We start from the raw sequence: 24,332 nt of genomic DNA, 5'->3' as shown, positions 1-24,332 counted from the left end.
ACTCTTCTCTAGAAGCGATAGGTAAGGTCGACAGCCAGGCGCAGGTCGGTTTCCCGATCGCCGTCGTAAGGCCGGTTGATCACGCTCAGGACTCCGCCGATGTCGAACACGTCGTTCCAGCTGTAGCGCTGGCCGTAGCTGAGCAGCCCCACCGCTCCAGTGGAGTAGCCGCGTTCGCTGTAGGTACCGGCGCCGGCCTGGAACTGTTGGCTCCAGGAGGTCTGATAGCGGTGATAGAGCACGTGGTTGACGGTGACGGTGGGCAGGACGCTGAGGTCCGCCTCGGGGTTGTAGTAGGGGGTGTCTTCCAGGGTGTTGTGGCTGGCGCCCACTTCCAGGCCGAGGTCGACCTGCACTTTCGGCGAGCGGTAGACCCCTTCGCGGCCCGTGAGCAGGGCCTCGAACCGATTGTTGCCGTCGCTGAAGTGCGATGGGCTAAGGGACAGTTTCCACTCGCGGCTTTCATTGGCCCGCCAACGCAGGAAGGCGCTGCCGCCGTTGGCGCTGATATCACTGTTGAGGGCCCGCAGCGGGGTGTTGGCAGAGAGGTAGTCGAGGCTGCCGCCGTATTGCCAGTGATCGTCGATGTCCCGCGCCAGCGACACCCGGGCACCGGTCTTGTCGCCGTAGCCATAGGAATGGTTGGAGACTTCCGCTTCCAGGGTCATGTCGCGGGTGCGCCGCTCGACCCCCAGGACCTGCCAGCGGTGATGGCCGATCCCTTCCGAAAAGTCCCCCATGGCATAGCCGATGCCGCCGAACAGGCGCCAGTCCTCGGCGATCGGCGGCGTGTAAAGCCGGCTTTCGATGCCGAAATCACGGCTGCCGGATACCGCGCCGGCGCCATTGCTGCCACCGCCGTAACTTTTGCCGCCATAGGTCATGACCCGCAGTTCGGCCATGTCGTGCACTTCGCGCTCGCGGGCCAGGCGCTGCACCTGGCGGCTCTCCGGAAAGCGCTCCACCACGTCGTCGGTCAGCGCATCCAGTTGCCGCCATTCCTGCAGGTCCTGGGCCGTATGGCCCTGGGACACTTCCAGGCTGACATCGCGCGGGGCCACGCTCTCGGTTTCCTTGAGCAGGCTTTCCGAAAGCCGGGGCCAGTCGCGCACCCGGTACAGATCGGCCTGGGCCAGGCGCACGCTGATGTTGCCCGGAGCCTGCCCCGCCAGGGTCTCCAGGCGCTGCTCGGTGCCCGGCAGGTCAGCCCCGGCCGTGCCGTCGGCACCGGCCTGGGCCGCCAGCAGTTGGGCATCGACCCAGTCGTCATTGGGGTCGCCCACGGTTTGCCCGGTGAGCTGAATTCGCTGCGGCACACTGTCGGCCAGGTCATTGGCGAGTTTCAGCGCTTCTTCCGGGCGTTCACTTTCCAGCAGCGCGTAATACAGCGCGGTGGTGTCTTCCAGGCGGTGGTCGGCATCACCGTCCGGTGCCGAAAACACACGCCGATACAGGTCCGCGGCGATTTCCGGCTGGCGCTGGTCGAGGTAGGAGGCCGCCACCCAGCGCAGGGCATACGGGGGAATGGCCACGCCGGCAGCGGTGAGCTGCTCGTATTCGCTGATCACCTCTGCGGTGCGCGCCCGGGACTTGAGGGCGCCCAGGCGGTCGATGCGCCAGCGGGTCAGGTCGTCCTGGGCTTGAGGGTCCTTGCCCCAGGCGGCGAACAGGGTGTCGTAGTCGGCCAGGGCACGGTCGGCCACCACAAAGCGCTCTTTCTCACTGCGGCTGGCCAGCTCCGAGAGGCGCACCCGTTCGGCGGCGAGGTCGGCCTGGATGCGCCGCTGGATCACCGGATCGATCAGCCCGGGGTGCTGCCGGGCCAGGCGCAGGGCCGGTTCCGGCAGGCGCGCCCGCTGCAGGGCGTAGATGTATTCGCGAATGACTTCGGGCTTGTCGCCAGCGCGGATAAACGCCTGGTCGTATGCAGCCAGGGCGTCATAAGGCTGGTTGGCGCGGGTCAGCGCGTAGCCCAGGGCCAGGCGCCGGTTCGGGTCATCGGGCTTGGCCGCCACCAGGGCCTTGGCCCGGGCCACGGCTTCGACCGGCTGGCCGGCATCGGCCTGGGTCAGGGCCAGCCCCAGCTGCAGGTCGGCGTTCTGCGGGTCGCGCTGCAGGGCCAGGCGATAGACCTGGGTGGCGTTGTCCCACTGCTTGAGGTTGCGATAGGCACGGGCCGTGGCGGCCAGCGCCTGCGCCGGCAGCACCCGGTTGCGGCCCTGGGTCTCGTAGACCTTCACCACCTCGGCATCGAGGCCGGCCCAGCTGGCGATCTGCAGGTGGTCGCTGACCAGCCCGTTGTTCAACCGGTCCGCCGGCACTTGGCGCAAATGGTTCAGCGCCGGGGCGTAGCTGCCGGCCCGGGCCTGGATGATCAACTGGTCATAGGCCGCATCGGCGAACGCCAGGCCCGGCCATAACAGTTGGCTGCACAATGCCAGGCGAAACAGCGGACGAAGGCCGTAGCGGCGAGCGGGATGAACAGTGCGTTGCATTTCGTCAGCATCCTTACGTGGCTAGCCGGAGTTATGCGCCCCGCCCTTACGCCCCAGCCCGGACGATCAGAAGATCGACAGAGCGTCTGGGAGAATTCTTCCACGAAGGTTAGTTCAGAATTTGCAGCGCCATATTTATTCAGAATCAGATTCTGCGGGGCCTGCAGCCGCCCTCACCGCCTTGCTCCAGACAGCACAACGCCCGACCTGTGGGCTGCACAGGCCGGGCGTCAGGGGTTGCACAAGAAGGGCCGCGCAAAGCGGCCCGTGCACCTTTACTGCTGGGCGCCTACGCCCCCCAGCTTGCTCATGACCAAACCGATGAACTGCTCAACGGTCATTTTCTGGCCGTTGAAGTTCACTTCGTTATTGGCATAGTGCAGGGCCGACACCACGTCATTGCCTTCCAGCTTGGCCAGTTGGGTGGACAGGGCCATGGCACTGAGCATTTCTGCAGTGGCCGCGCTTTGCTCGGCGATCAGCTTGGCATCGGTCTGGCCTTCGGCCTGGGCCTGCAGGGCGGCGATGTCTGCCACCATCGGCTTGGACAGCGACAGCTTGGCATCCAGCTGGCTGACCAGTTGCTTGCCCAGCTCAGCCGGCGGCAGCTCCAGGCTCTGCGGCTTGGCCAGATCCAGGCTCAGGCTGAAACGGCTTTCACCACCGGCGGTCTTGAATGCCAGGCTTTCCAGGGCGATCTGCGGCTTGGCTTCCAGGACCTTGTTCACGGCAGCCCGTACCTTGACCTGCTCGGCGTCGGACATTTGCAGTTCCGGAGCCGGTTCACCCTCGGCAGAGGCCTCGGTGGCGGCCTTCTGATACGGCTGCAGCACGTTCTGGTAGACCTGGACCAGATCGAGCATGCCCTGGCTGTCGAGGCTCTTCATGCTCCAGAGCATCTCGGCCGAACCCACGGTCTTGCCGTCGAAGGCGATTTCGCCCACTCGGTAATCCGCACGGCCCGCCACTGTGCTGCCGGTTTCTTCGCTGAAGGTCTTCTGCTCGAAGTGCTTCAGGGTCAGCACCGACTGCTTGTCACCGAAGGTGGCCTTCAAACCGCTGAGCTCCAGGGTGTTCTGGCCCAGGAAGTAGTCGAAGCTGCTCTTCTGCAGGTTGCTGGCCAGGGTCAGGCCGTTGATTTCCAGTTTGAGCGGGGCCTTGTCCGGCGAACTGAGGAACAGGCTCAGGCTGTCCATATAGCCATCGACCTTGGCCTTGCGGCGATTGTCGCCGACGCTGAAAGTGGCATTCAGGCCGGAGAACTTGAGGTTGTTCAGCTCATCCAGGGCAAGTTCCATCGGAGCGAAATCTACGGTGCCCTCCGCGGACAGGTCATAGCCGACATTGACCACGCCCTTGAACGGTGCAGCACCCTTGGTGGCGGCAAACCACTTGTCGGTCTGCCCGTTGTTCTCCAACTCGTAATGACTGGACGCCATGACTGGCAGCCACTTGAGGCGGATCAAGCGCGAGAAAGGCAGCGGGCCGTGTTCGATATGGTCGGCGATCATCAGTTCCAGCCCACCGTTGAACACCTCGCCCTGGGTCTTGAGGCGGTAGCGGGCATTGCTGCTGAACACGCCACGCTCCAGGGACACCAGCTCCAGAGTGGCGGTGGCGTCATAGCCGATCAGCGCCGCTTGCAGCTCCTTGTTGCTTTCAATCACCTGCTGCTGCAGGACCCCTTCCAGCTTGGTGCCGGTGTACCAGGCGCCGCCGGCACTGATGGCACCTACTGCGACGACGATTCCTAACAGTACGCCTGCTGATTTATTCATGTCTGACCCGATCAATATCCGTTGTTTGAAGGTGTGGTCGTCTTCCCTGAACCCATGACGGGTTGCGGCTCGACTCCGCGTAAAACCGGCGCAGATTACCACTGGCGGCTAGGGCGAGCCCAATCTTTGAATGTGAAAAACCGTGGAGCGCGGGGAGATGGCCCCGGCAGCGGCTGCCGCAAACCGGCAGCCGCCGCTGTTACAGGGCCAGGGGAAGGGGCTTTTAGGAGTATTCGATTTCCAAGGCATCGAGCTGATGATCGAAGCTCTTGAGCCGGGCGCTCCAGGTGTACACCAGGACCTCGAAATCGCGGTCGATCACCGCGCTGTTGCCCCGGGATTCGCCCCGTGGGTCGCAGAAATCCAGCTGGTAGCGCTCCCGCGCCATGGCGGTGGCGACATCCGACAGCTCCCGGGCATTGCTCAGCCAGTGGTGACCGTCCTCGGCTTGCTTGTCCAGCAGCATGCACTGCTTCTTCAGGGCCTCCAGGCTCTTTTCCAGCGGGGTGCCGGTGAGTTCGCCCATGACTTCGGCGAAGGTCCGCCCCGGTTGCCAGTAACTGCCCCAGAAGTAGCGGTCGAATACGGTTTCGACCCGGCGCAAGGCCACCTTGGTGTCCCAGATGACCACCAGGGTCTTGCTCTGTTCGAGCTGTTTCTTCTTGATTTTCTGGCCCTGAAAGGAGGCCCAGGCCACCACACCGATGGCCATCACCGCGATCAACGCGCTGGCGCTGTCGAGGAACACCAGGGCCTTGTCGATCTGATGGGCCAGCATGATGCCGTAGAAGTAGGTGGCAGACAGCAGCACCAGGGCGCAGAGCGCGCACCAGAAGCCCGGAGCATAAGGGTTTTTCATTATTGGAATCCCCATGACCATCACATGCTTTGATCGGTTGGAAGGCACGTTGCACAAGGCACTTTTCCAACTGATCAAAGCATAGCAACCGCCTCAGGGTTTCGCGTGTTCCGGGCCTTGCGTTCGTCCGCTTTCCCAACCGCCGCCCAGGGCCAGGAACAGATCGATCTGGCTCATGGCTACCTGGGTGTTGGCCGCCGCCAGTTGCGCGCGCATATCGGTGTAGGTGCGGGTAGCCTGCAGGTCGGCGAGGAAGGACGCGCGCCCGGCCTGGAAGAAGCGGTGGGTCTGGTCCGCCGCCAGTTGCGCCGACTGCTCGGCATCCGCCAGGGCATCGCGGCGCTGCAGCTGCGCGCTGTACTGGGCCAGGCCGGTCTGGGTTTCGCGGATGGCGTTGAGCACCACCCCATCGAAATGCGCCAGGGCGCCCTGGCTGGCGGCCTCGGCTTCATGAATGCGCTCGCGGGCGCCATTGGCCGGCACCGTCCAGCTGATCAGCGGGCCGAAGCCCCAGCGATTGGTGGAAGGCTTGCCGAGGTTGTCGAGGATGCCCACGGTGCCGACCGTCGCGCCGATGCTGATATCCGGATACAGGGCCCCGGTGGCCACGCCGATGCGCGCGGTGGCGGCGGCCAGCTGGCGCTCGGCCTGCCGTACGTCGGGGCGGCGCTTGAGCAGCGCCGCGCCATCGCCCACCGGCAACAGCTGGGTGATATGCGGCAACTGGGCGCAACTGTCAGTGCCGGCGGGCAATTGATCCAGCGGCTTGGCCAGCAGCATCGACAGGCGGAACAGCCCCGATTGGCGCGCCGCCTCATAGCGCGGCAGTTCGGCACGCAGGGATTTGAATTGGGTCTGAGAACGGGTGACCTGGGTTTCGTCGCCGCGCCCCGCATCGCGCAGGCGCTGGGTCAGCTCGGTGCTCTGGGCTTGCAGGCTCAGGGAGTGCTCGGCGATTTCCCGTTCTTCGTTGGCCGCGCAAACCTGGGTGTAGGCCCGCACCACGTCCGCCACCAGGGTGATGCGCGCGGTATCCGCCGCAGCCTGGGTCGCGTCGGCATTGGCCTGGGCCGCCTCGATGCCGCGCTGCAAGGTGCCGAACAGGTCGAACTGGTAGGAGGTGCTGATGGACAGGTTGCCGACGTTGGCCACTGGCACCTTTTCCGGCAGCAGGAAGGCTTCGCCGGATTCCTGCAGGCGCTCGACCCCGGCCTTGACCCCACCGCTCCAGCCACCGGCGGCCTGGGCTTCATCCACCTGGGCGCGGGCCCGAGCCAGGTTGGCCGCCGCCACCCGCAGGTCGGTGTTGGAAGCCAGGGCCTGCTGCACCAGCTGGTCCAGACGCGGGTCCTGGTACAGCCGCCACCAGTCGGCAGGCACCGGCGCCGACACCACGTTGGCGCCCTTGGCGCTCAACTGGCCCTGCAAATCCTTGCGCTGCACCGCAGCATCCCCGGGCACCTGGTAATCCGGCCCGACCATCTGGCAGGCCGAGAGCAGCAGGCCGAGCCCGGCCAGGGCCAAACGCGCGCCGTTGTTCATTGGCCGGGCTCCTGCTTGGCCTGGTCGTCGAGGATCGACACCGTGGCGGTGCGCCCGGCGATCATGCGAAAGTCCGCCGGCACATCGTCGAAGGCGATGCGCACCGGAATCCGTTGCGCCAGGCGCACCCAGCTGAAGGCCGGGTTGACGTTGGGCAACAGGTTGGAGCCGCTGCTGCGATCACGGTCCTCGATCCCGGCGACGATGCTTTCCACATGCCCGCGCAGCCGCGCACGGTCGCCGATCACACGGATATCCACGGCCTGGCCGACATGGATGCCATCGAGCTTGGTCTCTTCGAAATAGCCATCGATATGAAAGGAGTTGCTGTCCACCACCGATAGCACCGGGCGCCCGGCGGTGACGAATTCCTGGGTGCGCGGTGCACGGTCGTTGACGTAGCCGTCCACCGGGCTGCGTACCACCGAGCGGTCGAGGTTGAGCTGGGCGCTGTCCACCGCCACCTGGGCCTCGGCCAGGGCCGATTGGGCACGGGCCTCGCGGGACTGGCTTTCTTCCAGTTGCTCGCGCGGCACCAGGTTGCCCAGGCCACGGTTGCGCTTGGCCTCGCGCTGGGCCTGGGCCAGGGTTTCCTGGCGGTCGGCCAGGGCCGCCTTGGCCTGGCGCAGGGCCAGCTTGAAGCGGTCCTGGTCGATGCTGAACAGCACCTGGCCGCGCTGCACCAGTTGGTTGTCACGCACTTCCACCTGCTGGATCAGCCCGGACACGTCCGGAGCGATCTGCACGATATCGGCGCGGATATGCCCGTCCCGGGTCCAGGGCGCGAACATGTAGTACATCACCATGCGCCAGACCACCACGACCGCGAAGGTCACCACCAGTAACGTCAGGACCACACGGCCAATGGTCAATAAAGGTTTTTTCATGTCATCAGGTATCGACTGAGAGAGTCCACGGCGCCCAGTAGCAGAGCGTAGAGACCCACGTTGAACAGCGCCCGGTGCCAGACCAGACGATAAAAGTGCAAGCGCGTCAGCACCCCGTGCACCAGCAGGTACAAGCCATAAGTGATGCCCATCAGCACCAGCAGCGTGGGCAGGAACACCCCGCTGATATCCAGATCACCGATCATAGGGGCGCTCCATCGATGCCATGGGGAAGGGGTTCTTCAAGCTCGCCGGTGGCGACGAATTCCACCCCCGGCAACAGCGCCAGGCGCAGGCCGCTGAGGGCGTGCAGCAGGTGCAGGCGGGTTTCGTGGTCGCCTTGCAGGCCCTGGCTGCCAAGGGCGCGGCGGGTACGGTCGAGGGTCATCAGCAGCCCGCTGGGGGCCGGCAGGCGTTCGCCGGCCTTGAGGCAGGCCTTGAAGTACTCGCCCACCTCGGCCACCACCTGGCGCAGCAGGCTCTGGGCCACGCCCTGCACCCGCGGTGCGTAGGCCAGCAGGTCCAGCATATTGAGCGCCACCCGCAACTCCCGCAGGGCTATGCCGGTGTCCTGCCCGGTCATGGCCAGGCGCGGCAGGTGCTGCATCAGGCGGTCGAGCATCTGTGCACCCATGTGCCGGTGTTCGGCCAGGGTCGCCGGTTCGCTGAGGCTGACGATGTCGCGCCAGCTGAAGCGGGTCAGGCGCTTGGCCGCCAGTTCGGAGCCGAACGGCCGGGCGATCAGGGTCCAGACAAAGGCGAACAGCAGGCCCATGGGGCCGGCCAGGTTGGAGTTGGCAAAACTCAGGAAGTCCGCGTCGTAGGCGCCCTGGATGCTGATGAAGGACGAGGTGTTGACGATGGTCAGCAGCATGCCGAGGTAGAACCGCGGCTGCACCGTCAGGGTGCCGACGCAAATGAACGGCACGGCAAAGGCCAGCACCAGCATCGGGAAGTCGTGCAGGTTGGGCAGGATCAGGAACAGGTAGAGGCTGGCGAACAGCACCGACATCGCGGTCCAGAAAAAGAACCGGTAGATCTGCGGCGCCGGGTCGTCCATGGAAGCAAAGAAACTGCAGGCCACCGCCGCCAGGATCACGGCGCTGCCGCCGTCGGTCCAGCCCAGGAGAATCCACAGCACCGAGGCGACGATGATCGCCAGGACCGTCGAGCCCGCCGAGTACAGCATCAGCCCACGATCGAGAAACGGCGTCAGCCGGCCCAGCCGCCAATGCCGGTAGACCGCGCGCCAGGGCGCCTGGCTTTCACTCTGGATGGCGTGCTGCAGGCTGCGGCAGTCCTGCCACAGGTCGATCCACTCGCCGAGGCGATACAGAGCGTTGGACATCAGCAGCTGGCGCCGGTCATCCAGGGCTTCGGGGCTTGGCTGCAAGGCTTCGAGTTCATCGCGCAGGGCCTGCCAGCGTTCCACCGAAGCATCCCGGGCGGTGCCTTGCAGCCATTCATCGGCCTTGGCCAGCAAAGGGGCGAACTGCGCCACCAGCTCCGGGGTACGCCGTTCCAGGGCATACAGGGCATCGTCCAGGGCATCCACCACCGGCAGCAGGTTGATCATCCGCCCGCGCAGCTCCTTGGTGTTGCGCACGGTCTGCGGCCGGGCGCCCTCGTGGGGCAACTGGCCGATCATCAGTTCCAGGGTGTTGAAGGTGCCCACCATGGACGCGCGCAGGGCACTGACTTCCTCGGGCTGGACGTTGCGGGCCAGGAAGCGCTGGCTGTAGAGCGCGGCATCGGCGAACCACTTGGCGGCGGAATCGACGAACACCGGGGCCAGCCGCCGGGGCCAGAACATGCTGCCGATCACCGCGGCGCAAACGATGCCGAGGAAGATTTCCTCGGTCCGCGCCTCGGCGACGTCCCAGACCCCCAGGGGGTTGTCCACCACCGGCAGGGCGATCAGCGGCAAGGTGTAGCCGGCCAGCATCAGGGCGTAGTTGTTGGCAGTGCGCAGGTGCATGGACAGAAACAGCAGGATCCCGGTCCACAGGGCGATGATCACCACCAGCAGGTAGGGGCTCTGCACGAACATCGGCACGAACAGCACCGCGGCCGCCGCCCCGAGAAAGGTGCCGATCGCCCGGTACAGGGCCTTGGAACTGGTGGGGCCCACGTAGGGGCTGGAGACGATGTACACCGTGGCCATCGCCCAATACGGACGGGGCATCTGCATCAGCATGGCGATGTACAGGGCGATCATCGACGCGGCGAAGGTACGTACGCCATAGAACCAGTCCCGCGCGGGAGGCATGCCGGTAAAGAAGCCTTTCAAGATGGCAGCACCGGTACATGACTGGCGGACTCGAACGCGCGGATCACCCGCAACGCCGCTTCCAGGTCGGCGCTGCCAATGCCTTCCAGCACTTCATGACGCAGGCGCACCAACTCGCTTTCCACCGCCTGCACCAGCTCGCGACCAGTGTCGGTCAGGCTCAGGCATTTGGCCCGGCGGTCGTGGGGGTCTTCACTGCGGCACACGTAGCCGGCGCTGCACAGTTGATCCAGCAGGCGCACCAGGGACGGGCTTTCCATCCCTGCGGCCTGGGCCACCGTGACCTGGCGCACGCCCTCGCCCAGGCGCCCGATCATCAACAGCGGCACCGCGCAGGCTTCGGAAATGCCGAAGTTGACCAGCGTGGTCTGGCAGATCCGCCGCCAATGCCGGGACGCGACCACCATGCCACTGCTGATATTCATGTGGAGTGATTCAAGGGAGTTGGACACAAGATTGTTCGCACACTGTTAGTTTGCTAACTATCAATATGTCATTGACGGATAAATCCAGTCAAGTTTTGTAACAAATACCTCGGCCAAGCCTTGGATCCAGCGCCTGCAAAACAGAAGAAGTACTGAAAAGGTATATACTTTTTCAGTACTTTTTGAGGAGAACGCTCATGCCCAAACACGCCATCTTTACGATGAAACTGGAAACTGAACTGCGGGATCAGTTTATGGCGGAGGCACTGGCCGCACATCGCCCAGCCTCACAGATCGTGCGCGAGTTGATGCGCGAGTTCGTGCAAAAACAGCACGAATCCCGTGAGTACGAGGCCTTCCTGCAACAGAAAGTCCTGCTGGCTCGAGCCTCCGTAGACGCTCAACGCGGGCACAACCATGAAGAGGTAGAAGCAGAGTTCGCTGCCAGACGCGCTCGGGCATCGAGGCTGGAATGAAGGTTGTATGGGTTCCCGAAGCCGTTCAGGACCGCATGGATATCTGGGATTACCTGCATGTGCTCAACCCGAGGGCTGCGGTCGACATGGACAGGCGCTTCAGCGAATGCGTCGACCATCTGGTCCTCAACCCGCAGATAGGCTCCACGGGACTGGTGGCAGGAACCCGCGAGCTGATTCCCCACCCGAGCTATCGCCTGGTCTATCAGATAAGCCAAGGCCACGTCTGGATCCTGGCCCTGGTCCACACCGCTCGCCAATGGCCGCCACCGACCTAGCCCCCGCGCCCCTTCCTCAACAACACATCCAACTGATCCACCACCTCGGCCCAATCCGCATCATCGAGCACTTCCGTGCGCAGAAAGTCGGCCTGGCTCTCGCTCCAGAAAAATGCGTCCGCCAGGTGCAGCTCCGGTTTGAGCGGCGAATGGGTGGCGATGAAACGCTCGATGCTCACCGGGTCGTCGGCCAGCCCCAACTGCTTGAACAACGCCGGCAGGCTGTGGGTCGGTGCTTCCATGGTCGGGCTCCTGATCAGTGCGAGACTTCGCAAACCTCGGCGTGGGGCACCAGCTTCAGGTACTGGGCCATGCTCATGTGCACCAGGTTGTGGTGGTTGCCGGCTTCCAGGTAGATGTCTTTCTGCCGGGTCAGCAGCGGGTCGATCACCACGTCCAGCCCATAGGACTCGCCCAGGGCCGGCACCGCGCCGCGCTCGCAGTCGTTGAACAGGTGGGCCAGGGTGCTTTCCCGGGTGACCTGCCATTCGCCGCTGCCGCGCACCTTGCCGAGGTCCAGGTGCCGACTGGCCGGCAACACCGCCATCAGGTAATGGCCGTGGTGATCGTCGAGGATCACCGACTTGGCCACTCGCTCCGCCGGTACCCCCGCCACCCGCGCCGTTTCCAGGCTGCTGGCGGAATGGGGATGGCTCACCAGATCAAACTCGCAAGCGGCTTGTTCCAGGCTGCGCTGCACGGTTCTTGCCATACGCATGATGCACCTCGGTGCCCCGCAAGCGGGGACAGGACTGTGACTCCTGATGCAAGTCTAGGTCGCGCTGCAAGACACAAGGCCTCGAACTTCCGAACGGCACCCTGCGCGTTCATTGCCCGGCACAGGAAGCGCCGGCTACCGAGCCACAGAGGACAAACAAGCGGGCCCGAGTACCACCCGCGGCGAACTGACCGACTTTGTGCCACCCCTGGGGCAATGGCGCGAATTCCTCGGACTGATCGTCCGACCCCACCAGCCAATAGCGCCCGCTGCCCACTGACAAGGCGCTCAACTGATCCAGGTAGACCTGATCCGGGTGGTCGATCAGGGTGCCGAAGCCGTAGGCGTTCGGCCTGCTGGAGGTGCCTCCCGGCAGCGGCGGCGTATAGAGCATCGGCTGGGCATCGGTGCGGTTGTAGTAGACGTAGCTCAAGTACCAGAGCATGTCGCTGATAACGATGCGGTCGCCCGCGACGTAGTGCCGGTTGACGTAGTCGACCATCACGCTGATCTGGTCGTTGGCGTCGACATCGATGTTGTTTTTCAGCCCCACCGCTTCCAGCCCCACGAACCCCAGCAGCAACGCCAGCGCCACCAGCCGGGCACTCTTAAGCCAGCGATCGATGAGCACCGCCATGATCATCGGCAAGCCCAAGGCATAAGCGGTCAGGTAGCGTTCGATAAACACTGGCGAAGCGAACGACACCGCAAACACCAACAACAACGGCAGCAGGGTGAAACTCGCCAGCAGCCCGCCGAACCTGGCAGGTGCACCATCACGCCAGGCCAGGACGCTACAGAACGCCAGCAACAGCAGCGGCATGCCCACGAACAGCGCACCTGGCAGGTTGTCGCCTTCGTCCTGGATCAGCAATTGCCAGACCATCGCCGGCAGCGAAGACCAGGTGACCACCGGCTCCCAGCCGACATCGCCATTGGCCTTCAACTCGTCCATGTGCCGCAGCAGGTCCAGCAACTCCGGAACCCAGGGCAGGAACAGCAGCACGATCGCCGCATTCGCCAGCCACCAGGCCGGGCGGGTGACCAGGCGCCCGCCACCCTCGGCGCGCACGCCCGAAACGGCCAGGTACAGCCAGTGCGCCAGCACGCAGAACACCGTGAAGTAATGGGTGTAGAAAGCCAGGGTCATCAGCAGCGCGTAGCTCACCAGATGGCCCCGACGCGAGGGCTGGCGCAGCCAGTACACCAGGGCCAGGGTCGCCCCCAGCAGCAACAGGCCGAGCAGCGCATACATGCGCACTTCCTGGCTGTAGCGCACGGCCGTGGGCAGCAGGGCCAGCAGCACACCGGCGAGAATCGCCGCGCGACGGGTCGCCAGCAGCGCCACCAGCCACATGCCGAGCCCTACGGTGACTATCCCTGGCAGCGCGCTGAAGGTGCGAATGGAAAAAATCCCGTCGCCGAACAGTTCAATCCAACCACGCAAGAGCATGAAATACAGCGGCGGATGGACGTCGCGGGCCGCATGAAACCAGATTTCGCTCAGCGAATACTGGCTGAGCACAAGGCTGGAACCTTCGTCGCCCCAGATGGCCGCGGCGGTCAGGTCATAAAAGCGAACGGCCGCAGCCAACAGCAACACCGGCAGCAACCAATACTCCAGCGCCAAGCGCATCAGCCGCTGCACACCTTGCTCCCGAGGCACGACGGCCTGCTCTTGCAAACGCCCGATCAACTCCGGCGCTCTGCGAAAATCCATTCCTTGCTCCCCATAAACTCGCCTGATCTGGTCGCTCAAACCCCGATAGCATCGTCCTTTGCCTGGAAAACCGCAAAGCACAGACGCAAGGGTAAAAAGCCGCTCCTCGAATGCCATGTGCGACTCTTGCCGATAGCCCTCGGGGACGGCGGTACGGGGTCAGGCCCGGCCATCACCGGCAATGGATGAACATAGACCGGAGGACAGCAAAGGCGCGTCACAGAACGGCGGATTTTCTAACCAGCGACGTAGGTGCCAGCCGGCGCCTTCTGTATGATTTTCGCCACACTCGGAACCTGCCCTCATGGCTTTTCTGAATTAAGGACAATTCATGCGCAAGCTTCTGCTCTCGGCATTGACCCTCACCGCCCTGTGCGCCGGCCAGGCGCAGGCCAGCTCGGATGACATCTGCTCGCCGACCTGGTCGCTCTACTCAAATCGCCTGGACGGTTGCAGCAACCTGCCCTTTCTCAGCCCGGGCAACGACAGCCGGGTCAACCTGCGGCTGCTGCTGGCCGACCAGGGCAGCCTGCCCCTGGCACCCCGGGCCCTGACCCAGGATGAGCTGGGCATGGGCTACGGCCCTGTGCCCTTCATGCACTATCGCCTGCACCCGGCGCAGCCCGAACTCGATCCCGACACTGGCAACCCACCCAAGCCCGGCCCCTCGCCCGCCACCGAGCAGCTCGACAGCCTGCTGCAGGCCGTAGGCCTGCGTCGCGATAGCAAGGAAGCCGCCGGGAACGGCTTTCTCTCCGGAGAAGGCAGCCGCTGCCGCAGCAACTCGGACGCCAGTGCCCTGGCTTTTGTGGAGCAGCTCGACCAGGCGCCACTGAGCCCGGAAGAACGCCAGGCCCTGGCCGAGGCCCGGGTGCAATTGCTGGCCAGCTGCGACTGGAACGCCAGCGAAATGAGCAAGCTGCTGCCGGCCAACCTGAACTCGGCGGCAGCCAAGGCGTTCGCCAGCTACCTGCAGGCCGCCGCCGACTTCTACAGCGGCCGCTTCAACGAAGCCGGCAACGGTTTTGCCGCGCTCAAGGACAATCCTCAGCCCTGGCTGGCCGAAACCGCGGCCTACATGAGCCCGCGCACCCTGCTCAACCTGGCCCAGCAGAACGCCTTCGATGAATGGAGCATGGTCAATCTGGAGCATGTGGACAAAGCCGTCCTGCAACAGGCCGGCGCCGGTTTCGAGGCCTACCTGAAGACTTATCCACAGGGCCGCTACGCCGTTTCCGCCAAGGGTCTGATCCGCCGTGTGCACTGGCTGACGGGCGACACCCAGGCCCTGGCCGAGGACTACGCCTGGCAACTGACCCAAGCTCCCGGCACCCCACGCAACATGCCTCTGGACGACCTGGTGGAAGAAGTCGACTACAAACTGCTGAGCCTGCCCGAAGACCACTTCAAGGCTCCACTGCTGCTGGCGGTCAAGGACCTGATGCGCATGCGCGACGCCCCATCGGCGCCCCTGACCCGGGATGCCCTGCAACAGCAGAAGGCCCAGTTCGCCAGCCAGCCGGCGCTGTTCGACTATCTCCAGGCCGCTTTCAGCCTGTATGTCGAAAAACAACCGGCGGCGGCGCTCAAACAATTGCCCAGCCAACTGCCCGCGCAACTGGACTACCTGAGCTTCAGCCAGCAGACCCTGCGTGGCCTGGCAATGCAGGCCCAGCAGGACTGGAAAGGCGCCGAGGCGCTGTGGCTGCAATTGCTGCCCCTGGCCAAGCAACCGCTGCAACGTGAACAGTTGGAACTGGCCCTGGCCTACAGCTACGAGCGCAGCGGGCAACTGGCCAAGGTGTTCGCCGACGACTCGCCGATCAAGACCGCCCAGGTGCGCGCCATTCTCCTGCGCCAGGTGGCCTCTCCCCAACTGCTGCGCCAGCAAGCTCAGAAGGCCGAGTCGCCAGCGGAACGCAACGCCGCGCGTTTTATCCTGCTGTACAAGGACCTGACCCGCGGCCAGTACGCGGCCTTCGGCAAAGACTTCGAGCAACTGCCGCCCACCCTGCCCGACGCTAGCCTTGCCGCCAGCCTGGGCTACATCTACCTCGATACCCCGCCGTTGCAGGACTTCCACTGGAATGGCCCACAGCCCGAAGAAGAAAAACCCGACTACCGCTGCCCAAGCCTGTTGGAGACGGCCGCCCTCCTGCAGCGTGACCCGAAAGCTCCGGCCGGGCTGCTCTGCCTCGGCGAGTTCATGCGTTTCAGCGGCTTCGACCGCATGCCCCTGGACACCCCGCCACTGGCCGAGTACCTGGGCGGTACCCAGGACACGTTCCCGGGCAAGCCGTTCTCGCGGCTCGACGGCTATCAGGTGGTGATCAACAACCCCAAGGCCAGCCGTGACGATCGCGCCTACGCGTTGTACCGAGCCATCAACTGCTACGCCTCCTCGGGCCATAACAACTGTGGCGGTGCCGGCGTCGAACCCGCCGTGCGCAAGGCCTGGTTCCGCCAGTTGAAGACCAAGTTGGGGGATACCCAGTGGGCCCAGTCGCTGCGTTACTACTGGTAGGCAAGCGCCTGGGCTATGGCCTGCTGCCGCTGTGGCTGTGCTGGGCAACGCCGGCCAGCGCGGCAGTGGACGCCGCCGACTACGACGCCTTCTGGCTATGGAGCGGGGTCAAGACCCAGCCGGTGCTGGGCCAGGCCAGGACCCTGTACCTCCTCCAGGGCCAGATCAGCCGTTCGCGGCGCCATCCGGCCAGCGGCGTCCAGCTCATCGCCCAGGGCCTGCCAGTGTCGCGTCTGCGCCAGGAGCAGGTGTGGGTGGTCTACCGCGCCCACACCCTGGCCTGGCCCGAACCGCTGTATGACCAGTTGCTGGGCCAGGTCCGGCGTTGGCAGGCCACGGGCACCCAGGTGGTGGGCATCCAGATCGATTTCGACAGCAGCACCCACGACCTGGAGCGCTATGGCCACTTCCTGCGCGACCTGCGCCAACGCCTGCCGGCGCACTACCGCCTGAGCATCACCGGGTTGATGGACTGGGGCAGCAACGCCGACCCGCAAGCCATCGGCCAGCTCAAGGGCGTGGTGGACGAAGTGGTGGTGCAGACCTACCAGGGCCGCCGCAGCATCCCCAACTACGCCAGCTACCTGCCGCGCCTGGACCGCATGGGCCTGCCCTACAAGGTCGGCCTGATTCAGGGCGGTGAATGGCAGGAACCCCAGGCCCTGCGCGACAGCCCCTGGTTCAAGGGCTACGTGGTGTTCTTGCAGAATCCTCAGCCTGAGCCCTGAATCCGGTGCAATAAGTGCTCACAGTAATACCCATCGATGCCCTTGATCCTCGAAGCCTGCTGGGGCAAAACGGTTCCTGCGGAGTTGATATGCCAAGCAGCCATTTGTGATGCCTCTCTCGTCGGACAAGGATTGACCTCGACGAATACAGGCACTAGGCTCGACCTCACAACTCAACCCCGTACGCAGAGATTCAGTTCGCTGGCCGTTGGGGTGAAAAAACCGGCCCAGGCCGGTTTTTTCGTTTCCAGGGAATGGAATAGTGCGCACGGCCTTCTTTGTCGATGGCTACAACCTGTTCTACGGGTTGCTGGCCGACACCCCATTCAAGTGGCTCGACCTGCCTGGGTTGCTGACCCATATCGTGCAGATCGAAAACCCCGCCAGCCGACTGGCCTCGGTGGACTACTTCACTTCTTCAGTCAAACCCCGGCTGGCCACCCGTGGCCGGGCCTCCAAGGAAGCACAAGACACCTACCTGCGCGCCTTGAAGGCGTCCCAGGTCAATGTGCACCTGGGGCGCCATCAGCTTGAACCGGCCAAAGCCCCACGCTTCATCAATAAAGCCGTAGGGGCTTCACGCCAGGACACGGTGGACATCTGGAAACTTGAGGAAAAGGAAACCGACGTCCATCTGGCGATCAGCATGTACCGCCTCGCAGCCAGGCAAGCCCTGCATCCTCCAGATGAACGCATCGAGCAACTGGTGCTGGTCTCGGGAGACACCGATATGGCACCAGCGCTGCGGGCCATTCGCGAAGACTTCCCGGACTTGACCCTTGGCGTGATCCTGCCTCACCGCCCGCAGTATCAGCGCCCGCAACCCGGCTCACTGAAAGCCCAGGCCCACTGGATGCGCCGGGTCGTCAGCGCAGAGGAACTGTGCAAGCACCAGTTCCCCGAACGAGTGGCGACCCGCAAGGCGCCCGCGATCAAGCCGGACTACTGGTGAGCCCAGCTGCTGCGGCCTTACCAGTCATAAGTCAGGCTCGAGACCATGGTCCGGCCTTCGCCGTAGTAGCAGTCCCAGATGCTGGTGCATTTGGCGACGTAGGTCTTGTCGGTGAGGTTCTTCACGTTCAGCGCCAGCTTCACGCCCTTGAGCTGCAACGGCGACTTTTCAAGGTCGTAGGTCAGGCCGGCGTCGTACACGGTGTAGGAAGGGATCTGGAAGGCGCCGTCGTAGTCGGTGCCGTAGCTGCCCTTGACGTAGCGGGCGCCGACGCCCGCTCCCAGGCCTGCCAGGGGGGTGTCGCCCAGGATGGTGTAGTTGAGCCACAACGCAGCAGTCAGGGGTGGCATGCCCGCCGGGTGGCGACCCTCGCGGCCATCGTTGTCCTTGGTGTACTTGATGTCGTTGCGCGATGCCGAGGCAATCACGTCCAGCGATTCGTTGAGGCTGGCCTTGGCTTCAAGCTCGATACCCCGGGAGCGCACCGCGCCGCTCTGGATACTGAACCCGGGGTTGGCCAGGTCGGTGGTCAGAATGTTCTCCTGGTCCAGCTGATAGGCCGATACCTGGACGAAGCTCTCCTGGCCCGGAGGCTGGAATTTCACCCCCACTTCGTACTGCTTGCCGGTGGAAGGCTCGAACGCGCTGCGCTGGAAGCTGGTGCCGCTCAACGGCAGGAAGGACTCCGAGTAGCTGACAAAGGGCGCCAGCCCGTTGTCGAACAGGTACACCAGCCCCCCGCGCCCGGTGAAGGACTGGTTCTTGACGTTGGTATGGGCCCCACCCAGCGGCGCCTTGTTGTCGGTTTCCGCCCAATCGTTGCGACCGCCCAGCACCAGCACCCACTTCTCGTACTTGATCTGGTCCTGCACGTAGAGGCCGGTCTGGATGATGGTGTTGTCCCACTGGTAAGCGTTGCCGAAATTCAGCGACTGGCCGTAGGTGGGGGTGAACATGTCGAGAATCGGCGGGTTGTAGTCGTACTTGCCGTGGTATTTCGAATTGAAGTGGTAGTAATCCAGTCCCACCAGCACCGTGTGGTTGAACGGCCCGGTGTCGAATTCGGCCTGGGCGATGTTATCCACGCCGAAGACCTTGTTGTGCTGCTTCCAGTCGACCCCGTAGCGGGTCATGTAGCGCTGGTCGTCGAGCCCGGTCTTGGGGTTGGTGACGAACTTGTAGCCGTGCAGCGGCGCACGGTAACGGTCGTCGACGTCGGCATAGCGGGCATTCTGCTTCAGGGTCCAGACATCGTTCAGGCGATGGGAGAACTCGTAGCCCACGACGAACTGGTCACGGTCGTAGGCATTGACCCCGGGCTCGCCGAGAAACAGGTCGCGGTCGATCTTGCCGTTGGGGTTGGCGAACACCGTGCCCACGCTGGGCAGGCCCTGGGCCTCGGGCACGTCGTTGTCCTTCTGGAACTGGGCAAACACCGTCAGTTGGGTGTCGTCATCCGGCCGCCAGGTCAGGCTCGGGGCAATGAACTGACGCTGGCGCTGCACGTAATCGATGGCGTCCTGGCTGTCGCTGGCCAGGCCGGTCAGGCGATAGAGGAACTGCCCCTGCTCATCCAGCGGGCCGCCCAGGTCCAGGGCGATGCTCTTGTGGTCGTAGCTGCCGGCTTCCACTTTCAGCTGATGCACGGGGGTCTCGGTGGGCCGCTTGCTGACCATGTTGACGATCCCGCCCGGCTGGTTCTGCCCGTAGAGCACCGAGGCCGGGCCCTTGAGCACTTCGATGCGCTCCAGGGAATAGGGCTCGATCTGCAGGGCACCACCGGTACTGCCACCGCCATAGGGCAAGTGCAGGCCGTCGAGGTACAGCGGAGTCGGTGAAAAACCACGGGAGGTGGGTTCGTCGAAAATCTTCACCCGGTCGGAAAAGCCGCCGCCGGTCATGCCCGGGGTATAGAGCAGCGCCTCGGTCACGCTCTGGGCACCACGGGCGCTGATTTCCTTGGCGCCGATCACGTTGATGGTCTGCGGAATCTCCACCAGCGCCGAGTCGGTCTTGCTGCCGGTGGCGCTGCGCTTGGCCACGATCCCCGGCACCGCGCCCCAGGCATTTTCATCCACTTGGGTGGCGCCGATGCGGGTTGGCCCCAGCTCCAGCGCAGCGCCCTGGGCCACCGGCTGCAGCCCCCAGCTGGCGCCACTCTGGGTGGCTTGCAGGCCGGTCCCCGCGAGGAGCTGGTGCAGCCCTTGCGCCACTTCGTAGCGGCCTTGCAGGCCCTGGCTGTGCTTGCCGGCCGTCATGCTCGCATCCACCGACAGGAGAATGCCCGCCGCACTGGCAAAGCGGTTCAGCACCTGGTCGAGGTTGCCGGGGGCGATCTGGTAGTCGCGGGCCTGGCTCTGGCTGCCCGGCTCGGCCTGGACAATGCCTGGCAGCACGGGTGCCACCGCCAGCAGCGCAACAAAGGCTCGGCGGCGCGCGGTAGCGCCCAGGGTCAAAATGGATGCAGCGGTCTGGTAAGGCATTCCTGAACTCCCCATGAGAATGCGTCTTGATCGGCTTTCATGGGGTATCCCGAACGGCGCGCCGGAACCGACAACCGCCTGACAAAATATTTTTGCATTCAGCCTCGCGGCTTGAGGGTTACCCAGTAGCGGGTCACCGCATGGGCCCGTACCGGTAGCGAGCGCTCCAGGGCGGCGAGCACCGCATCGCTGTCGGCCAGGGGAAAGACCCCGGTCAGCAGCAAGCCCGCCACCTGCTCATCGCAGCGCAGCACCCCTGGCCGATACCGTGACAGCTCAGCGACGAACTGCCCCAGGGGCTGGCGTTCGGCAATCAACCGGCCCTCGCTCCAACTGCTGGCATTGACCTGGGCCACTTGCCGGGCCGACACCCGGCCGGCGTCGAACCACAGGCGTTCGCCGGCATTCAGTTGCAGGGCCTGGGTGTGACGGGGGCTGATCCGCAGGGCCCCTTCGTAAAGATCGACCCGGGTGCCGCCGTCCAACTCGCGCACGGCGAAACGTGTGCCCAGGGCCTGGATATCGCCGGCGGGGGTTTCCACGATCAGCGGCCGCGACGGGTCATGCCCGCTGGTCAGCAGGATCTCGCCCTGGATCAGGCGGATGCGCCGTTCGCTGGCGCTGAACAGCAGGTCGACGGCGCTGGCGCTGTTGAGGTCCAGGCGGCTGCCGTCGCTCAGGGTCAGGTGGCGTATTTCCCCGGTGGCGCTGCGCTGCGCGGCGAAGGCCGCTCGCCAGGGCTGGCTGTCCTGCACCAGGTAGCCGCTGCCACCGGCCACCAGCAGCAAGCCGAGCAGCTTCAGTGCGGCGCGGCGCTGCTGGTCCGGCGCCTTGGCCAACAGCACATGAGTGCTGTGTTCCGGCACGCCTTGCAGGGTCTGCTGCAGTTGCTGCAAGCGTTGCCAGGCTCGCTGGTGCTCGGGATCGGCCTGCTGCCAGGCGTCGAAGGCGCTGCGCTGCTGCGCGCTCAACTCGCCGCCCCAATGCAGCATCAGCCACTCGCTGGCCTGCTCGACAACGCTGGGGGCAATGGGTGCTTGATGAGGTTTCATTCTGCGTAGAGCACCTGGTAACAGGCCTGGATCGCACGGGTCATATACTTCTGCACCGAGCTGACGGAAACCTCCAGGCGCTCGGCAATCTGCGCATAGCCCAGCCCCTCGAACTGCGACATGACAAAGGCCTGGCGCACCTTGTCCGGCATGCGGTCGAGCATGGCGTCGATCTGCATCAGGGTTTCGAGAATCAGCGCGCGGCTTTCCAGGGAGGGGGTCTGCGGCTCCGGCAAGTGGGCGATGCTTTCCAGGTAGGCGCGCTCGATGCGCGCGCGCCGCCATTGGTCGACCACCAGGTTGCGGGCGATCTGCGCCAGGTAGCTGCGGCTTTCCTGCTGCCCGGGAAAACGCCCCGAGAGCAAGAGGCGCAGGAAGGTGTCCTGCGCCACGTCCGCGGCATGCTCGCGATCGCCCAGGCGCTTGCGCAACCAGCCCTGCAACCAGCCGTGATGATCCTGATACAGACGATGGAGTTGAGCGTTGCCGTCAGTGGTGGCTTGCATGAATGAAACTGCGCACATGATTGAGAGCAATTATCATTACACTTTTTTCTCAATCCAGGCAAAACGCTTTTCAACCTGGCTGGCTGGCAGCCTGCAATGGGTAGACCGACTGCCAACCACCCCCCAGCGCCTTGTACAGGCCAACCATGGCCAGGGACACTCCGGCCGAGCTTTCCACCAACTGCTCCTGGGTTGCCAGCAAGGCCCCCTGCACCGTCAGCACGTTGACAAAATCCACCACCCCTTCGATGTACTGCTGCTGTGCCGTGCGCAGGGCGATCTGGTTCTGCCGCACCGCTTCGGCCAGGCTGTCGCGGCGCAACTGGCTGGCGTTGTAGCGGGTCAGTTGGTCGTCGATTTCGTGCCAGGCCCGCAGCACCGTCTGCTGGTAGGCCAGGGCTGCTTCCTGCTGCTGGGCCTCGCGCAACTGGAGCATGCCCCGCAGGCGGCCGCCATCGAACAGCGGCAGGCTGAACTGCGGGCCGATGCCGAACTGCCGCGAACTCCAGGAACCGAAGTCCGCCAGTTGCAGGGCCTGGGAGCCGAAGTTGCCGGACAGGGTAATGCGCGGATAGAAATCGCCCTTGGCCACACCGATGCTGGCCGTGGCTGCATGCAGGCGCGCCTCGGCCTGGCGGATATCCGGACGCCGCTCGGCCAGTTGCGAAGGCAGGCCGATAGCCACCTGGGATGGCGGTTGCGGCACTGGCGCATCGCTGGCCAGTTCCTGGTGCAAGGCCTGGGGTGGCTCCCCCAGCAGCAGGCTCAGGGCATTGATCAGCTGCGCCTGGCGCTGTTGCAGCTCCGGCAGTTGCGCCTCGATGGTGGCGACCTGGGCGGCGGCTTCGGCCACGTCCAGGTCGGTGGCCACGCCGTCGGCCAGGCGCAGTTGCGAGAGTTTCAGGCTGTGCCGGGCGACCTCGAGGTTCTGCTCGGTGACCGCCCGGGTGCTCTGCACGCCGCGCAGTTGGATGTAGTCCTGGGCGGTTTCCGCCAGCACCGACAGCAGCACCCCGCGCCGGTCGTTCTCCGCCACTTCCAGGGTCGCATCGGCGGCCTCGGTTTCGCGCCGCACCCGGCCCCAGAAATCCAGCTCCCAGGAGGCGGAGAAGCCCGCTTCCCAGAGATTGAAGGCCGATTTTCCGTTGTTCCCCGAAGGGTCGTTCAGGCCCTCGGCACTGTTGCGCTTGCGCCCGTAGCCGCCATTGGCCGAGGTGCTCGGATAGCGTTCGGCAGTAATGACCTGGCGCGCCGCCCGGCTCTGCTGCAAACGGCTGGTGGCCAGTTGCAGGTCGAGGTTATCGCTCAGGACGCGACGGCTCAGGGCCGACAGTTGCGGGTCGTTGAACACCTCCCACCAGCGCTCCTGCATGGCACTGTCCACCGCCTGGCTGGCAGCGGCCTGGGCCGGGGCGGACCAGGCCTGGACCTGGGTCGCCTGGGGCCTCTGGAAATCCGGGCCGACATTGCACGCGGCCAGGGACAGCAGGCTCAGCGCCAGCAGAGTGCGGAGCCCGTGGGAGCGTCTGTGACGGCTGCGTTCGCGGCTCATCGCTGGGTCACCTCGCGGGCGCTGGTGGCAGAGCTGTGGGTGTCCACGCTGGCTTCCACCGACATGCCCACCCGCAACCGCTCGGCCAACGGCTGGTTGGGTTCCAGAAGGATCTTCACCGGAATGCGCTGCACCACCTTGGTGAAGTTGCCGGTGGCGTTATCCGGCTTCACCGCGGCGAAGGTCACACCGGTGGCCGGGGCCAGGCTTTCCACCCGACCATGCAGGGTCTCGCCGCCCAGGCTGTCGACCCGCACCTCCACCACCTGCCCGGCATGCATGGCCGTCAGCTGGGTTTCCTGGAAGTTGGCCAGTACATAGGCCTGCTGCAGCGGCACCACGGCAAGGATCTTGCTGCCCGGGGTGACATAGGCACCGACCCGCACCGCGCGCTCGCCGACCATGCCGTCCACCGGCGCCACGATGCGCGTGTAGGACAACTCGTAGCTGGCCATTTCCAGGGCCGCCTGGGCACGTTTCAAGCCACCTTCCGCGGCGTCACGCTGAGCGGTGATGATCTCCACCTGCTTGCGCTCCGCCGCCAGGGCTGCGGTGGCGGTGGCCAGCCGGGCGCTGGCCTGGTCGATGCGGGTCCGGGCCTGCTGGGCGTTCTGCACCGTGCCGGCGCCGACCCCGGCCAGGTGGTTGTAGCGGTTCAGTTCATGCTCGGCAAAGGCTCGCTCGGCCTGGGCCGCGCTCAAGGCAGCCTGGGCCTGGGCGATCACCGAACTCTGCCGGTCCAGGGTCGCCCGGGCGTTCTGCAACTGCGCCTTGGCCACCAGGGTCTCGGCATCCGCCGCCTGGGCCGCGGCCCGCAGGTCACGGTCGTCGATCAGCGCCAGCAGTTGCCCGGCCTTGACCTGCTGGTTGTCCTCCACCAGCACTTCCTTGATGAACCCCGCCACGCGCGGGGCCACCAGGGTGTAGTCGGCGGCGATGAAGGCGTCGTTGGTGGTCTGCTCGCCGGCGCGGCCGAACAGCCCCGGCAGCGCCAGGTAGGCCAACACGCCAAGGGCCGCCACTGCCGCTACCGCAATGGCGATTTTGTGTTTGTTCTGGGTCGTCAT

The 24,332-nt window shown here is 64.9% G+C and carries 21 protein-coding genes; 5 read left to right on the top strand and 16 right to left on the bottom strand.

Going from position 1 to position 24,332, the window contains the following annotated elements:
• Positions 1–8: 8 nt before the first annotated feature.
• From pgaA to PFLCHA0_RS00795, 8 genes are all read right to left on the bottom strand, one after another.
• Positions 9–2,495 carry a poly-beta-1,6 N-acetyl-D-glucosamine export porin PgaA gene (pgaA, locus tag PFLCHA0_RS00830; RefSeq protein ID WP_015633695.1) on the bottom strand — a complete coding sequence of 829 codons (2,487 nt, stop codon included), beginning with the start codon at positions 2,493–2,495 and terminating at the stop codon, positions 9–11.
• Positions 2,496–2,770: 275 nt separating this feature from the next.
• The gene (locus tag PFLCHA0_RS00825) at positions 2,771–4,273 is read right to left on the bottom strand and encodes a YdgA family protein (RefSeq protein WP_015633694.1); all 1,503 of its coding nucleotides are present in this window, start codon (positions 4,271–4,273) and stop codon (positions 2,771–2,773) included.
• A gap of 223 nt (positions 4,274–4,496) precedes the next feature.
• Positions 4,497–5,132 carry a hypothetical protein gene (locus PFLCHA0_RS00820; RefSeq protein ID WP_015633693.1) on the bottom strand — a complete coding sequence of 212 codons (636 nt, stop codon included), beginning with the start codon at positions 5,130–5,132 and terminating at the stop codon, positions 4,497–4,499.
• Positions 5,133–5,225: 93 nt separating this feature from the next.
• Entirely contained in the window at positions 5,226–6,674 is a 1,449-nt protein-coding gene (locus PFLCHA0_RS00815) for an efflux transporter outer membrane subunit (protein ID WP_011058540.1), read from the bottom strand.
• Positions 6,671–7,561 (bottom strand): efflux RND transporter periplasmic adaptor subunit, encoded by an 891-nt coding sequence (locus tag PFLCHA0_RS00810; protein WP_015633692.1) that lies wholly within the window; start codon positions 7,559–7,561, stop codon positions 6,671–6,673. Before PFLCHA0_RS00810 ends, PFLCHA0_RS00815 begins: the two co-directional genes overlap by 4 nt.
• Entirely contained in the window at positions 7,558–7,767 is a 210-nt protein-coding gene (locus PFLCHA0_RS00805) for a DUF1656 domain-containing protein (protein WP_011058538.1), read from the bottom strand. Before PFLCHA0_RS00805 ends, PFLCHA0_RS00810 begins: the two co-directional genes overlap by 4 nt.
• On the bottom strand, positions 7,764–9,851 hold the full coding sequence (locus tag PFLCHA0_RS00800) for an FUSC family protein (RefSeq protein WP_041751900.1): 2,088 nt from the start codon (positions 9,849–9,851) through the stop codon (positions 7,764–7,766). The genes PFLCHA0_RS00805 and PFLCHA0_RS00800 overlap by 4 nt, the downstream gene beginning before the upstream one ends.
• Positions 9,848–10,276, bottom strand: a complete 429-nt coding sequence (locus PFLCHA0_RS00795) for a MarR family winged helix-turn-helix transcriptional regulator (protein ID WP_011058536.1) — start codon at positions 10,274–10,276, stop codon at positions 9,848–9,850. The genes PFLCHA0_RS00800 and PFLCHA0_RS00795 overlap by 4 nt, the downstream gene beginning before the upstream one ends.
• Before the next feature lie 197 nt (positions 10,277–10,473).
• On the opposite strand from PFLCHA0_RS00795, the gene PFLCHA0_RS00790 reads away from it, so the two are divergent.
• Together PFLCHA0_RS00790 and PFLCHA0_RS00785 are read left to right on the top strand one after the other, a co-directional pair.
• A complete protein-coding gene (locus PFLCHA0_RS00790; RefSeq protein WP_015633690.1) occupies positions 10,474–10,752 on the top strand; it encodes a hypothetical protein in 279 nt (92 codons plus the stop codon).
• The gene (locus PFLCHA0_RS00785; RefSeq protein WP_015633689.1) at positions 10,749–11,030 is read left to right on the top strand and encodes a type II toxin-antitoxin system RelE/ParE family toxin; all 282 of its coding nucleotides are present in this window, start codon (positions 10,749–10,751) and stop codon (positions 11,028–11,030) included. The genes PFLCHA0_RS00790 and PFLCHA0_RS00785 overlap by 4 nt, the downstream gene beginning before the upstream one ends.
• Here PFLCHA0_RS00785 and PFLCHA0_RS00780 read toward each other — a convergent pair.
• The 3 genes from PFLCHA0_RS00780 to PFLCHA0_RS00770 all read right to left on the bottom strand — a co-directional run bounded on the left by PFLCHA0_RS00780 (position 11,027) and on the right by PFLCHA0_RS00770 (position 13,468).
• Positions 11,027–11,272, bottom strand: coding sequence for a DUF2789 domain-containing protein (locus tag PFLCHA0_RS00780; protein WP_011058533.1), 246 nt, complete (start codon positions 11,270–11,272; stop codon positions 11,027–11,029). The genes PFLCHA0_RS00785 and PFLCHA0_RS00780 overlap by 4 nt on opposite strands.
• 14 nt (positions 11,273–11,286) lie before the next feature.
• Positions 11,287–11,748: an aminoacyl-tRNA deacylase gene (locus PFLCHA0_RS00775; protein WP_011058532.1), complete on the bottom strand. Its 462-nt coding sequence runs from the start codon at positions 11,746–11,748 to the stop codon at positions 11,287–11,289.
• 109 nt (positions 11,749–11,857) lie between these two features.
• The gene (locus PFLCHA0_RS00770; RefSeq protein WP_015633688.1) at positions 11,858–13,468 is read right to left on the bottom strand and encodes a glycosyltransferase family 39 protein; all 1,611 of its coding nucleotides are present in this window, start codon (positions 13,466–13,468) and stop codon (positions 11,858–11,860) included.
• A 331-nt stretch (positions 13,469–13,799) separates the two neighbouring features.
• On the opposite strand from PFLCHA0_RS00770, the gene PFLCHA0_RS00765 reads away from it, so the two are divergent.
• The 3 genes from PFLCHA0_RS00765 (at position 13,800) to PFLCHA0_RS00755 (ending at position 17,672) form a co-directional block, all read left to right on the top strand.
• On the top strand, positions 13,800–15,992 hold the full coding sequence (locus PFLCHA0_RS00765; protein WP_015633687.1) for a hypothetical protein: 2,193 nt from the start codon (positions 13,800–13,802) through the stop codon (positions 15,990–15,992).
• Positions 15,962–16,720, top strand: a complete 759-nt coding sequence (locus PFLCHA0_RS00760) for a DUF3142 domain-containing protein (protein ID WP_015633686.1) — start codon at positions 15,962–15,964, stop codon at positions 16,718–16,720. Before PFLCHA0_RS00765 ends, PFLCHA0_RS00760 begins: the two co-directional genes overlap by 31 nt.
• Positions 16,721–16,982: 262 nt before the next feature.
• On the top strand, positions 16,983–17,672 hold the full coding sequence (locus PFLCHA0_RS00755) for an NYN domain-containing protein (protein ID WP_015633685.1): 690 nt from the start codon (positions 16,983–16,985) through the stop codon (positions 17,670–17,672).
• 17 nt (positions 17,673–17,689) lie between these two features.
• Here the strand turns inward: PFLCHA0_RS00755 and PFLCHA0_RS00750 are convergent, their stop codons facing one another.
• The 5 genes from PFLCHA0_RS00750 to PFLCHA0_RS00730 form a co-directional block, all read right to left on the bottom strand.
• Positions 17,690–20,155 (bottom strand): TonB-dependent siderophore receptor, encoded by a 2,466-nt coding sequence (locus PFLCHA0_RS00750; protein WP_015633684.1) that lies wholly within the window; start codon positions 20,153–20,155, stop codon positions 17,690–17,692.
• A gap of 98 nt (positions 20,156–20,253) precedes the next feature.
• Positions 20,254–21,207 carry a FecR domain-containing protein gene (locus tag PFLCHA0_RS00745; protein WP_015633683.1) on the bottom strand — a complete coding sequence of 318 codons (954 nt, stop codon included), beginning with the start codon at positions 21,205–21,207 and terminating at the stop codon, positions 20,254–20,256.
• A complete protein-coding gene (locus tag PFLCHA0_RS00740) occupies positions 21,204–21,713 on the bottom strand; it encodes a sigma-70 family RNA polymerase sigma factor (protein ID WP_011058526.1) in 510 nt (169 codons plus the stop codon). The genes PFLCHA0_RS00745 and PFLCHA0_RS00740 overlap by 4 nt, the downstream gene beginning before the upstream one ends.
• A gap of 70 nt (positions 21,714–21,783) precedes the next feature.
• Positions 21,784–23,265 carry an efflux transporter outer membrane subunit gene (locus tag PFLCHA0_RS00735; RefSeq protein WP_015633681.1) on the bottom strand — a complete coding sequence of 494 codons (1,482 nt, stop codon included), beginning with the start codon at positions 23,263–23,265 and terminating at the stop codon, positions 21,784–21,786.
• Entirely contained in the window at positions 23,262–24,332 is a 1,071-nt protein-coding gene (locus PFLCHA0_RS00730) for an HlyD family secretion protein (protein ID WP_015633680.1), read from the bottom strand. Before PFLCHA0_RS00730 ends, PFLCHA0_RS00735 begins: the two co-directional genes overlap by 4 nt.

The sequence above is a fragment of the Pseudomonas protegens CHA0 genome, from assembly GCF_000397205.1.
Taxonomy (GTDB): Bacteria; Pseudomonadota; Gammaproteobacteria; order Pseudomonadales; family Pseudomonadaceae; genus Aquipseudomonas; species Aquipseudomonas protegens.
Note: the sequence above shows the minus strand (reverse complement) of the source record. Positions and strands in the feature narration are given on the sequence as shown.